Consider the following 12,595-nt stretch of genomic DNA (forward strand, 5'->3'; position numbering starts at 1 on the left):
CGGGTTTCTTGACTCACCCTGTCATCTTGCGTTCGCTCCGTCGTTGACGTAAGAGTCGGTTTCGAAAGCCAGGAGTACCATGAAGCTCGCCCGCAAATTGACCTTGGCGCTCATCTTCGGGATCCTCATCGTTCTCGCCGGAAATTCCGCGATCCGCGTGCGCCGAGAAATCGCGCTGTTCGAGAACGACAGCCGCCGTGACAGCCTTCTCATCGGACGGATGCTTGCCGGTTCTGTGGCCCGCATCTGGCCGACCGTTGGCTGGCAGCAGGCTCTGGAGCTCGTTGAGGACGCGAACCAGCGCGAGAGCACTGTCCGTATCCGCTGGATTTGGCTCGACGTGCCACCGGGCCAACCGGGTGGTCCCGATGTCCCCCCTCCTCGGGGCGACGTAGGACAACCTTCCGACTCTCCTTTCGTGCGAGTCGCCTCCGACGGCGAGGACCCGGGAGCTCTCTACACCTACGTCCCCGTGGCCGTGCCGGGGGAACGGGTGGGGGCGATCGAGGTCCGGGACTCGATGCTCAACCAGCGTCTCTACATACGGCGGACGCTCGTGCAGGCGCTCATCGCCACGTCGGTTCTCGTCACCCTCTGCGGCGGGGTGGCAATGGGCCTCGGTGTGGCACTCGTGGGCCGTCCCGTAAGCCAGCTCATCGCTCAAGCGAGGAGCATCGGCCGCGGCGATCTTTCTCGCCGACTCGAGCTTCGGCAACGAGACGAAATCGGCGAGCTGGCCCGAGAGATGAACAGCATGAGCGAACTTCTGGATCGCGCGAACCGAACCGCCGCCGAGGAAGCGTCGGCTCGGATCACCGCCATCGAACAACTCCGCCACGCCGACCGTCTTTCGACGGTGGGACGCCTCGCCGCCGGCATCGCCCACGAGCTCGGAACCCCGCTCAACGTCGTAATGGGGCGCGCGCAGCTCATCCTCCGTGCCCATTCGACCGAGCGTGGCACGTTCGACAACGCGACAATCATTATCGAGCAGGCCAGACGGATGACGGCCATCATCCGTCAGCTGCTCGATTTCGCCCGACGCGGGGAATCCAGGAAGACACTCGAGCGAATCGTGACGATCGCCCGACAAACGGCCGGCATGCTGCAATCGATCGCCGCGAAGTCCGCGGTTTCTTTACTGGTCGACGGCGACGAGGCCCTGATGGCCGACGTCGACGGAGGACAGATTCAACAGGCGATTACCAACCTCGCAATGAACGGGATTCAGGCGATGCCCACAGGCGGGAGGCTGACGATCTCGGTGACGAGGCGCACGACGCCCGGGTCGCCCCCGGACCGTGAGGGCAACTACGTCTGCATTCTGATCCGGGACGAGGGCAGCGGGATGCCGGCGGACGTTCGTGAGCGCATCTTCGAGCCTTTCTTCACGACCAAAGAATCCGGCGAGGGCACGGGTTTGGGCCTGTCGGTAACCTATGGCATCGTTCAGGAGCATGGTGGCTACATCGACGTCGAAAGCGAGCCAGGGCGCGGAAGCTGTTTTTCCGTCTTTCTCCCGGAGCACCGCGCTTGAGTGAGCGTGTGCTCGTCGTAGACGATGACGCGAGCATGACGGAAATGCTCGTCGCTGGCCTGCAGCAAATGGGTCTCGAGGTCGAGGCCTGTGATTCGGGTGAACGAGCCTTCGTTCGGCTCGAGCACTCGGATTTCGATGTCGTCGTCACCGATCTGAACATGCGCAACGTCGATGGGATCGAGCTTTGCGAGCGTATCGTGGCCAATCGACCCGACGTTCCCGTGGTCGTGATCACGGCGTTCGGCAGTGTGGACACCGCCGTCTCCGCCATGCGCGCCGGTGCCTACGATTTCATCCCCAAGCCGTTCGAGCTCGAAGTGCTCGGCATCGCCATCCGGCGGGCCATTCAGCACCATGCCCTGAGAGATGAGGTCAAAAGGCTTCGCGAAGAGCTTCGTTTGGAGCACCCTCACGAGGAGCTCTTCGGCAACTCCACCGCCATGCGGAAGCTCAACGATCTGATCGACCGGGTCGCGGGCGCAAGCGCCACGGCGCTCGTCACCGGGGAGAGCGGAACCGGTAAGGAGCGTGTCGCCCGGGCGCTTCACCAACGATCTCCGTCTCGACGAGAAGGACCGTTCGTGGCGATCGACTGCGCCGCGCTACCCGAGAATCTCCTCGAGAGCGAGCTCTTCGGCCATCACAGCGGCGCTTTCACCGATGCGCGAACGTCTCGCTCGGGACTGTTCGAGCAAGCGAATGCGGGGACGCTCTTCCTCGATGAAATCGGGGAGCTGCCCCTCTCCCTTCAGCCCAAGCTTCTGCGCGCCATTCAGGAGCGCAAGATCCGTCCGCTCGGCGCGAATCGCGAAGTGGCATTCGACGCCCGGATCGTTGCTGCGACCAACCGCGATCTCGACACCGAAGTGAAAGAGGGCCGTTTCCGCGAGGAGCTGTACTATCGAATCAACGTCATTCAGATCGCCGTTCCTCCGCTCCGAGCGCGCGGAAGCGATGTTCTCGCCCTCGCCCAGCGTTTCATCACGAGCTTCGCGACCGCTTCGAATAAGCGGGTTCACGGGCTTTCTCCAGCCGTTGCCGAAAGGCTCCTGGCCTACTCATGGCCCGGGAACGTCAGGGAGCTCGAAAATTGTATGGAACGAGCGGTAGCGGTGGCCCGCTTCGAGGACATTCGCGTCGAGGATCTCACCGAGAGAGTTCGGAGCTATCGTTCCAGTCCGGTATTGGATGAGAGTCACAACCCCGCCGACCTTCTCACGATGGAAGAGGTGGAACGACGCTACATTCAGCATGCCCTCGAGATGTTCGGAGGCAACAAAGCGCGGGCGGCCCGAGCGCTCGGCCTGGACCGGCGCACGCTGTACCGGAAGCTTCGTCAGTACGGTAATACGAAGTAGATCGGCCCGGGGCAGAAAGTCACAGTTTCAGTACTCAACCGCGGTACATTTTGATCACCCTGTTGGGGCAATGCGCGACCTTGGATTGCTCCCGGCGTCGTGTTTGACGCGCAGAACGGTGTTCCGAGCTGCGGCACATTCCTTGCACCCGCAAGCTTCGTGCGAAATGCGTCGATGGCGAAACCCAGGGGTCGAGTCTTGCTCGCCGAAGACAATGCCGACCTGCGAGCTCTCCTTCAAGTCTCGCTCAGCGCCGAAGGCCACGAAGTCGTTTCCGTGGCGAGCGGCCTCGAGCTCATATCCTGCTTCCTCGCGTGCCCGTTCGTCGACGTGGTCATCTCCGACGTGCGGATGCCGGAGCTGAATGGTCTCGAGGTGCTCGAACGGTTTCGTTGCGTCGATGCCAAAACGCCATTCATTCTGATCACGGCGTTCGGCAACAGAAGCCTGCACGAGGAGGCTCATCGTCTCGGCGCCAATGCCGTTCTCGACAAACCTTTCGACCCCGATGAGCTCGGCGACCTCGTGCGACGGCTGGTTTTGCGCGAAGGCTCCTCGCCCGGACAAAGAAGATAGCCGACTGTTCAGCGGCCATGAGATCGCCTTGCGGTGAGGGCCGGCTCGTGCCAAGAATAATAGAAGAAACGAAATTCCAATCATCTTTGGGCCCGCGCCGGGCTCGGAAAGGCAGCCGATGATGTGCAGTCTCATCGCGACGCTACTCCTGTCGTCGGGGTTACTCGCTAGCGCTCAGGAGCGCACCGCCACCGCGGACGACATGGACAGGCTCCAGGCGGATCTCAAGAACCTCGAGGCCGATTTGGCCTCGACCGAGTCGCTTCCGGACCCGATGTCGGAACGGGTCGAGCGGATCCGCGAGGAAGTTATTTACCTCAAGGTCAAGATGCGCAAGCACCAGGACGAGGGCGGCGATTCGACGGGTCTAGCCAAAGACGAGGTGCGCGACCTGAGGCTCGACATCGCCGATCTCCGAAACGATCTGCGGAAGTACGTGAAACATCCTTCGATGAACCACGAGGTCAGGCTCGACAGCGGCACCGAGTTCGCCGTTCGGCTCGAGGACAGCCTCCGATCCGACCGGGCGCAGCCGGGTGATTCGTTCACCGCCGTGGCGGTGGAGCCGATAGTCAGCGGCAACATCGTTTCCATCGAGGCGGGAAGTACGTTCTTTGGCCGCGTCGAAGACGTCGACCGGGCGAGCAGCCGGACCGACCGCACCGCGAGGTTGGTGCTAGCCGTGGAACGAGTCGAGACGAGCGGAGAAACCCACGACATCAGCGCGACCGTGGTTCGCGCTTCGGAGAGGCTCGAGACCGGACTCGGCTCGGAGGTCAAGAAGATCGGGATTGGCGCGGGCCTGGGTACGGTGCTCGGCGCGGTTATCGGCGGCAAGGAAGGGGCCGCCATCGGGGCCGCGGTGGGTGGAGGCGGGAGCATTCTCGCCACCAAGGGCAACGAGGTCGATCTTCCCCGGGGGACGATCTTGACCCTGAGGCTCGATCGCGACCTGAGCTTGCCCGTTCATTAATAGTGCTTAGTGCCGTGACGGGACCCGCGATGGTCCGGCCGCCACGGCTCGGCCTTTTGCGGCGCTGCGCGCCGATCTCGCGGCAGAGGAATTGGCTACCGCTCGGACAGGCTGAACCGTGCTTTTCATCAGCCTGCTCGTGCTTAGTGCCGTGGCGGGACCCGCGATGGTCCGGCCGCCACGGCTCGGCCTTTTGCGGCGCTGCGCGCCGATCTCGCGGCAGAAGAATTGGCTACCGCTCGGCAGGCTGCTTGCTTCAGCCGCGGAATCCGTTGCGTTCGCGTCGCCGAACGGGGTCTGCGACAATGCGGGCCATGAATCTGTCCGCCCTGTTCACCGCTCATATCGAGATCCGGCAACGAAAGCTCGCCGAGATCCTCGAGGCGACTGGTTTCGACGCACTGATCGTATCTTCGGGCGAGCCGCATGTTTACTTCGCCGATGATCGGCAGGCGCCTTTTTGCCCCGTGGCCCATTTCGCTCATTGGTGCCCCATAAGGGGACCGTTTCACCTTCTTCGGCTCGCACCGGGCAGCAAGCCGCTCTTGATCCGTTACGCTCCCGAGGACTATTGGTACGAGCCGGCGCGTCTGGACGAGCCTTTCTGGCTTCCCCAGTTCGAGCTCGAAGAGGCGGCGACTCCCCACGGGGTCTGGAAGCGAATCGGGCGACCGACGAACACCGCCTATATAGGGAACGAAACCCAGCGGGCCGAGGCCGCGGGGTTGACCGTCAACCCGGAAGGGTTGCTGTCGCGCCTCGACTGGGATCGCGCTTACAAGACGGAATACGAGATCGCCTCCCTCGAGGAGGCGAGCGCTCTCGGCGCAAGGGGACATGTGGCGGCGAGGAAAGCTTTCGAGGCCGGCGGTTCGGAGCTAGACATCCACAACGCCTTCGTGATCGCCGTGGGCGTAACCGAAGAGGAGCTTCCGTACACCACCATCGTCGCGCTCGACGAAAAGTCCGCGTTCCTCCACTACGAAGCGAAACGGAAGAACGGCCACGGAAGAGTGCTGCTCATCGATGCGGCGGCGCAAATGCGTGGCTATGCGGCGGACATCACTCGAACCCACGTCGCCGCCGATTGTGACTCCCGCTTCGTCTCGTTGAGGGACGGAATGGAGAAACTCCAACAAGAGCTGTGCCGCGAGGTTCGTCCTCGAGCGAATTTCCTCGAGCTGCACCTATTGGCCCATCACAAGGTGGCGGCACTTCTGGCCGACTGCGGCATCTTGAAGGCCGACGCGGAGGAAGCCAATGCCAAAGGGTGGTCGAGGCCGTTCCTTCCGCATGGGCTCGGCCACCACCTCGGGCTCCAGGTGCACGACGTGGGTGGTCACCTGAGGAGTCCCGACGGCGCAAAGATGCCTCCACCACCGGAGCACCCTTTCCTGCGCAACACGCGTCCCGTCGAGCCCGGCCAGGTTTTCACGATGGAGCCCGGTCTCTACTTCATCGATATGTTGCTCCGCCCGTTTCGTGAAGGCGGCGACGCCTCCCGTTTCGATTGGAAGCTCATCGACGAGCTCACCCCCAATGGCGGGATTCGAATCGAGGACGACGTCGTCGTGACCGAGGACGGTCACCGAAACATGACCCGAGAGTACCTTCCGATCGGGTAGGCAAGCTCGAGATTTGCTCCCGCGCTGCAAGAGCGGAACGTAAGTTCCCACTTCCGCATCACCCCGCTTGCGCCGAGGCGGGCTTGAAGTCCTCCTTGCGAAGACCGTGCTTCTTCATTAGATCGTAGAGCGTTCGCTCGGTAACCCCGGCGCGAGAGGCCGCCTTTCCGATCCGACCATGCGCCTCGCGCAGAATTCGCCGCAAATACCGTTGCTCGAAGGCCAGCATCAACCGGCGTCTGCCCTCGTCGAGGGGCTCGTCGAGCCAGGCGTCGGGGAAGGCGGGCTCGCTGCCGTCGCCCTTGGAGACGCCGGAGGGTTTCGAGATCTCGGGCGGGAAGTCCGTCACCGAGATACTGCTCCCTCGGCAGAGGAGCACGGCACGCTCCAGGACATTGATGAGCTCCCGCACGTTCCCCGGCCAGTCATAGCCCACCAGAGCGTGCATTGCGTCGGGATCGATGGAAAGGTCGCGTCGATTGAGCTGGGTCTTGAAGTGCTCCAGATAGCTCGCCACCAGCTGGGGCACGTCTTCCCGCCGTCCTCGGAGTGGCGGGATCGCGAGAGTCACGACGGCGAGGCGATAGTAGAGGTCCGAGCGGAATCGACGATTCGCGACGTCCGCCCTCAGGTCGCGGTTCGTTGCCGCGACGATCCGCACGTCAACCGCGGTAGCCCTTTCCCCTCCAACCCGGTAGAAACTCTTTTCCTCGAGCACGCGAAGAAGCTTCACTTGCAGGTGCGGCGCCATCTCACCGATCTCGTCGAGAAACAATGTTCCGCCGTGCGCCAGCTCGAAGTACCCTCGCCGCGCGCGCACCGCGCCGGTAAAAGCGCCCTCCTCATGCCCGAACAGCTCGGATTCGAGGAGAGGCTCGGGGAGAGCTCCGCAGTTGACGGCGATGAAGGGGCCGGCGCCCCGTCGTCCCTCCGCATGAATGGCGCGTGCGAGGCGCTCCTTGCCCACGCCGGTTTCACCGAGGATGAGCACGGACGTGGTGTCGGACTGGGCGACCTGACGGACCGTTTCCATGAACCGGCGCATCTCGCCGCTCTGGGCGACGAAATCCTTGAGACTGTATCGCTCTTCCGGTCGCTCCGCCTTCAGGTGTTGGAGCCTCTCTTCGCGTCGCCGTTTGGCGAGTGCTCTAAGGGTCTCCTTCAGCGTGCTGACCGGTAGTCCTTCCCACAGAACCGCCAGGCATCCCGCGGCGAGCAGGTGGGCGCGATCGGTGGGGTCTTCTCTGGCCGCAACCACGACGACACCGGGATGTGAGGGGAGCTTGCCGATGTTACGCAGGAGAGCGCGTGGCTCGTTCCCGAGTCCGTCTCGATTCAGCAGGAAGAGGTCGAACTCCTCGCGCGTCAGGCGATCCCACGCATCTTCCCCCGAGGCAAGCTTCTCCGCTCGGACCGTGTTGTCGGACAGCGCATTGTGGAGCCGGTCGGCGAGCGCGTCGGCTTTGACCGCGATGAGAGCACGTAGCAGCATGGATTCGCTTCCTTCGGTGCTACCTCATCTTACTCGATTCGGAAGCGCCCCTCCGAATATCACAAAGCCTTTCGGATAGAATACGCAGGTCCCGGAGACGAGAGGCACGGTGGGGCCTGCAGCCTGCTAGTGGCACAATCGTTGCTGAAGGGTGGAGGAGTGTCGATCCTCATAGAGTCTGGCGAAGCGCCGAGGCCCAAAGCGGCCGCCGCCAGCCTCTCGAAGCTCGTCGGGCCCGGTCTCATCGTCGCCGCCACGGGTATCGGTGCCGGGGACATCGTCTCCGCGACCGTCGGCGGAGCCCGTTTCGGAGAGAGCCTTGCCTGGTGCATCGTTCTCGGTGCTGCGTTCAAGTATCTGCTGAACGAGGGAGTCGCGCGGATTCAACTCGCCACGGGGCTGACAGCCCTCGAGAGCTGGGCGAGGTTCCTGCCCTGGTGGGTGCGCGCGTATTTCGGAGCCTACCTGGTCGTCTGGACCGTCGCCGTTTCCGCCGCCTTGGCCAACGCGTGCGGTCTGGGTATCGCGACGCTCACCGGAGGTTTCATTCCCCAGTCCTGGGGATCGGTCTTTCACGCGCTCGCGGGTGCCGCATTGGTTCTGCTCGGCGGTTTCTCTGGCTTCGAGAAGATGATGAAGGTCCTCATCGGGATGATGTTCTTCAGCGTCGTCGTCTGCGCGGCACTGCTGTTCGAGGATGCCCCTGGCCTTCTGCGTGGACTCCTGCTTCCCGGTTTTGCCGGCGGCGGCGCCGCCTACGTACTCTCCCTCGTCGGAGGAATCGGGGGCACGGTCACTCTCCTTTCGTACAACTACTGGCTTCGAGAAGAGAAGATGGTAGAGCCCGAGTACGTCGGTTACGTGAGGCGGGATCTCGCGCTCGGCTACGGCTTCACCGCGGCCTTCGGGATCTCGGTTCTGATGATCGCGAGCCGGGCGTTTCACGACGCCGGCATCCCCATCACCGACGCCGAGGCCGTGCCTCGTATGGGTGAGATGCTCGCCACTCTCGTCGGGCCCGTCGGGTTCTACGTCTATGCGTTCGGCTTCTGGGCTGCAGTATTCGCCGCTCTTTTCGGCGTCTGGCAAAGCGTCCCTTACATCTACGCCGACTTTTACGCGATATGGAAGGGAGCCGGTCCAGAGGAGAGAGAGAGGTTGACTCGGGTCACGAGCGTCCCCTATCGCATCGCTCTGGCCTACGTCGCGCTTACTCCCATCCCCCTCGCGTTCCTTGGCCGGCCGCTCTTCATCATCGTCACCTACACCATCGTCGGGAGCTGCTTCCTCCCTTTCCTGGCGGCGACGCTGCTCTGGCTCGACCGCAAGATCAATTGGCCGGCGAAGGTCCCGCGAAACGGGCGACTAGGGAACGCCCTGTTGCTTCTCCTGCTGGCGGTATTCGCGCTCGTCGGGTTCAGAGAGATCGTGACAGCGCTTTCGTAGCGGTGGCGACACGATGGAGGACGCATTATGGACACACCCGAAGTCGTCGTTCCCGTGCTCATCGAGATTCCCAAAGGAAGTCGTAACAAGTACGAGCTCGACAAGAGCACCGGGCGTCTCAAGTTCGACCGGATGCTCTTCTCCGCGGTGCACTACCCGAGCGACTACGGCTTCATCTGTGACACGCTCGCCGCCGATGGGGACGCCCTGGATGCCCTGGTTCTCGTTTGGGAGGCAACGTTTCCCGGGTGCCTGATCGATGCCCGACCCATCGGGCTCTTCAAAATGTGGGATGAGAAGGGCCGTGACGAGAAGATCCTGTGCGTGCCTGTATCCGATCCGATGTGGAATCACCTCGAAAGATTGGAGGACGTTCCACCGCACCTCCTGAAGGAAGTCGAGCACTTCTTCCGAGTTTACAAAGAGCTCGAGGCGAAGAAGACCGCCGTGGAGGGATGGGAAGACCGCGACGCGGCCTTGCGAGTCATCGAGGATGCTCGAGAGCGTTTTCGTGCGGAGGGGGGCTCTCAAGTCTGATCGACGACCGTTCTCTTTTCGGAACCAACCTCCCGAATACTTCGGTCCCATCGTTCCGAATCGAGCCCGGAGACTCGAGAAGAAGACGGCTTGGGCCGCTCGTCACTGGCATGGACATTGCTGTTGAACGTTCGGCTCCCTCTTTCGGATACGAGATAAGGAGAACCTCCATGAAACCGATCGACACGAGCAAAGAAAACAAGACACCCGCGAAGAAACAGGAAGCGCGCAAGCAAGAAACCGAGAAGCAACCTGCTCCTGCCAGACCGACGAAGCGCTGACGGAGTCGAGCGCGTTCCATCGTCGTCGGCCGTGAGGGCGCTGAACGGGATCGTCCCGCGTGATTTGGCCGCACTGCAGACCGAATCGGGCACGCTTCTCACGGGGCTGGACGAGCTCCGGCGACGACTGGTCCTGAGCCTTGCCAGCCTCGCGATCGTCTTCGTCGTCTGCTTCTCGTTCTCGGGCGAGTTGTACCGATTCCTGATGGCACCGGTGCGCGGCGCGCTTCCCTCCGGGGCACTCCTCGTCGCCACGAAAGTGCCCGAAATCTTCTTGCTTCACGTCAGAATGGCGTTTCTGGCGAGCGTGCTCTTTACCGCTCCTCTTTGGCTCTATCATGGGTGGCGCCTGCTGGTGCTTTTCCACCCACGGGGAAAACTCACGGGATTCGCGTCGATCGCGGCCTTCGGCTCGGGGCTCTTCTTCCTCGGAGCCGCTTTCGGTCACTACGTTCTCTTCCCGTACGGCGTGCGGTTTCTGACGAACTTTGGCTCCGACAGTGTGCACGTCATGCTGAGCGTCGGCGTGGTCTTCTCACTTTACAGTCGCTTCGTAGGGGGTATCGGAGCCGCGTTTCAGATCCCCACGGTAGTCTTCGTGCTCTCGAGGCTGGGTCTGGTGACGCCGCGACTATTGGCCCGTCAATGGAAGCCGGTCGTGCTCGGGGCTTTCGTTCTCGCGGCGGTGATAACGCCCACGCCCGATCTCGTCACCCAGAGCCTCCTCGCGTTTCCCCTGATAGCACTCTATGTCGCATCGATCGGGGTGTGCTGGCTGGTTCGGCGCCGCTGAGCCACAGATGACGGCGCCTGGCATGCGAGTTGCTACTCAGGATCTCTCGACCGAACGGGATTGAGGACTTGGATGCCGCTTTGGTTCGTTTCTCTTTGCTTTCTCTTACTGGCTCGGGCGAGCATCGCCCAGGAGCAACCATCCGTTTCGCAACGAGCCGTTCTCCGAGCCTACCGGGCAACCCACCGCATTCCGGTCAAGCTCCTGTCCGTCCATCTCGATGACCGCAAGATCGTTGGGCTGGATGTGTCGGGACGGAAGCGGTCGTTTGCCGTGGCATCGGGCGCGGCGGGAAGACTCGCCCTGGTTCGCGCCGGTGACGACCTGGTGTTGACCGTAGAAAGGGGCGGCGACAAGGCTGCGATCAAGACCGTGGTCGCCATCGAGCTCGTTCACTCGGGCCCGCGACCGAAGGAACCACTTCCATGAACATTCTCCCCGATACCCGAATCGACTGGCTGAAGTATCGCTTCCATTTCATCGCGTTGTCGTGCGCGACTCTCGCCGCATGCGGCCTCCTCGTATTTCGTCAAGGCGGGCTGCGTTACGGAATCGACTTCTCCGAGGGCACGATCGTTTACGCGAAATTTCAGGAGGCTCCGAGAATCGAAGACGTGCGCTCCGCCATCGCCAGGGTCGGCATCTCGGACGCGATCATTCAGCGGTACGACCGAGAGGAGCTCAATCAAATCCTCATTCGCGTCGGCCCGCAGCATGAGGGCGCCGAGGAGCTCGACGATCCGGCTAATCGCATCATCGGCGTGCTGCGCGAGCTGCCGCAGCACCGCCTCATCGATACCAGCACGGAGATTGTCGGCCCGGTCGTCGGCGAGGAGCTTCGGAAAAAGGCGCAGACTGCGGTGCTGGTGGCCATGGCAGCCATGCTGGCCTACATCGCTTTTCGTTTCGAGCCGATTTACGGGGTCGGAGCGACGGTTGCCATCATCCACGACGTGCTCGTGACCCTCGGGTTTCTCGCCGTCGTCGGCTACGAAATCAGCCTCAACGTCATTGCCGCTTTCTTGACGCTCGTTGGCTACTCGGTAAACGACACCATCGTCATCTTCGACCGCGTCCGTGAGAATCGCCGGGTGATGCGCATGAGCTCGCTCTACGACATCATCAACCTGTCCATCAATCAGACGCTTCGCCGAACCATACTGACATCGCTTTTGACTTTCCTTTCGGTGCTCCCTCTTTTCCTTTTCGGGGGCGCGGCGCTTCGACCCTTCGCATTCGTGATGCTGATCGGGATCGTGACCGGCACGTACTCCACCCTGGGTATCGCGTCGCCCGTCGTGATCTGGTGGAAACAGGCGCGGCAGCAACGAGCCCACGATGCTTCCCGCCGACCGAAGCCTGCGCTCCCGAGAATCTAGAGCGCCGAGGCACGACGCGAGAGGCCGACGCCGATGAACGACACCATGATGCTATGGCCGTGGATTGCATTTATCGCGCTGGTGCTCGTCTTGCTGGCGCTGGACCTCGGTGTCTTCAACCGCAAGGCACACGTCGTGAGTGTCGGAGAGGCAATCGGATGGACGGCATTCTGGATATCTCTGGCTCTGGCATTCAACGTCGCCGTCTACTTCCTGTACGAAAATCACTGGGGTGGTGTGGGAAAAGAGATCGGGCACGAGCTCGGAGGCGGACAGGCGGCGCTCCAGTTCTTCACCGGCTACATCATCGAGAAATCCCTGAGCCTCGACAACATCTTCGTCATCGCCCTCATCTTCACCTATTTGCGAGTTCCGCTTCCCCTCCAGCACCGGGTGCTCTTTTGGGGCATTCTGGGTGCGCTGGTGCTTCGGGGAGTGATGATCCTCGCCGGCACCGCGCTCATTCGCCGCTTCGACTGGACCGTCTATGTATTCGGGGCGCTCTTGCTCGTCACCGCGGTCAAGCTCCTCGTCGACCGTCACGACAATCTCGCGTTGGAAAAGAATGTAGTCGTCCGCTTCGTGAAGCGGTTCT

The 12,595-nt window shown here is 62.4% G+C and carries 12 protein-coding genes; 11 read left to right on the forward strand and 1 reads right to left on the reverse strand.

What is annotated here, in order from left to right:
• Positions 1–79: 79 nt before the first annotated feature.
• The 5 genes from VEK15_07280 to pepQ all read left to right on the forward strand — a co-directional run bounded on the left by VEK15_07280 (position 80) and on the right by pepQ (position 6,072).
• Positions 80–1,537, forward strand: a complete 1,458-nt coding sequence (locus VEK15_07280; GenBank protein ID HXV60477.1) for a HAMP domain-containing sensor histidine kinase — start codon at positions 80–82, stop codon at positions 1,535–1,537.
• Complete coding sequence (locus VEK15_07285) at positions 1,534–2,898, forward strand: sigma-54 dependent transcriptional regulator (protein HXV60478.1); 1,365 nt, start codon at positions 1,534–1,536, stop codon at positions 2,896–2,898. The genes VEK15_07280 and VEK15_07285 overlap by 4 nt, the downstream gene beginning before the upstream one ends.
• 174 nt (positions 2,899–3,072) lie before the next feature.
• Positions 3,073–3,474, forward strand: a complete 402-nt coding sequence (locus VEK15_07290; protein HXV60479.1) for a response regulator — start codon at positions 3,073–3,075, stop codon at positions 3,472–3,474.
• A 118-nt stretch (positions 3,475–3,592) separates the two neighbouring features.
• Positions 3,593–4,447, forward strand: a complete 855-nt coding sequence (locus VEK15_07295; GenBank protein ID HXV60480.1) for a hypothetical protein — start codon at positions 3,593–3,595, stop codon at positions 4,445–4,447.
• A 314-nt stretch (positions 4,448–4,761) separates the two neighbouring features.
• The gene (gene pepQ / locus VEK15_07300; protein ID HXV60481.1) at positions 4,762–6,072 is read left to right on the forward strand and encodes a Xaa-Pro dipeptidase; all 1,311 of its coding nucleotides are present in this window, start codon (positions 4,762–4,764) and stop codon (positions 6,070–6,072) included.
• A gap of 58 nt (positions 6,073–6,130) precedes the next feature.
• On the opposite strand, the gene VEK15_07305 is transcribed toward pepQ, so the two are convergent.
• On the reverse strand, positions 6,131–7,564 hold the full coding sequence (locus tag VEK15_07305; GenBank protein ID HXV60482.1) for a sigma-54 dependent transcriptional regulator: 1,434 nt from the start codon (positions 7,562–7,564) through the stop codon (positions 6,131–6,133).
• Between the two features lie 159 nt (positions 7,565–7,723).
• On the opposite strand from VEK15_07305, the gene VEK15_07310 reads away from it, so the two are divergent.
• From VEK15_07310 to VEK15_07335, 6 genes are all read left to right on the forward strand, one after another.
• Entirely contained in the window at positions 7,724–9,010 is a 1,287-nt protein-coding gene (locus tag VEK15_07310; protein ID HXV60483.1) for an Nramp family divalent metal transporter, read from the forward strand.
• A 27-nt stretch (positions 9,011–9,037) separates the two neighbouring features.
• Positions 9,038–9,547 carry an inorganic diphosphatase gene (locus VEK15_07315; protein ID HXV60484.1) on the forward strand — a complete coding sequence of 170 codons (510 nt, stop codon included), beginning with the start codon at positions 9,038–9,040 and terminating at the stop codon, positions 9,545–9,547.
• Positions 9,548–9,859: 312 nt separating this feature from the next.
• Positions 9,860–10,621: a twin-arginine translocase subunit TatC gene (gene tatC, locus VEK15_07320; GenBank protein ID HXV60485.1), complete on the forward strand. Its 762-nt coding sequence runs from the start codon at positions 9,860–9,862 to the stop codon at positions 10,619–10,621.
• A 72-nt stretch (positions 10,622–10,693) separates the two neighbouring features.
• Entirely contained in the window at positions 10,694–11,050 is a 357-nt protein-coding gene (locus tag VEK15_07325; GenBank protein HXV60486.1) for a hypothetical protein, read from the forward strand.
• On the forward strand, positions 11,047–12,000 hold the full coding sequence (gene secF / locus VEK15_07330; protein ID HXV60487.1) for a protein translocase subunit SecF: 954 nt from the start codon (positions 11,047–11,049) through the stop codon (positions 11,998–12,000). Before VEK15_07325 ends, secF begins: the two co-directional genes overlap by 4 nt.
• Before the next feature lie 33 nt (positions 12,001–12,033).
• On the forward strand, positions 12,034–12,595 hold a 562-nt coding region (locus VEK15_07335; protein ID HXV60488.1), incomplete at its 3' end, for a tellurium resistance protein TerC.

The organism is Vicinamibacteria bacterium (assembly GCA_035620555.1).
In the GTDB taxonomy this organism is placed as follows: domain Bacteria; phylum Acidobacteriota; class Vicinamibacteria; order Marinacidobacterales; family SMYC01; genus DASPGQ01.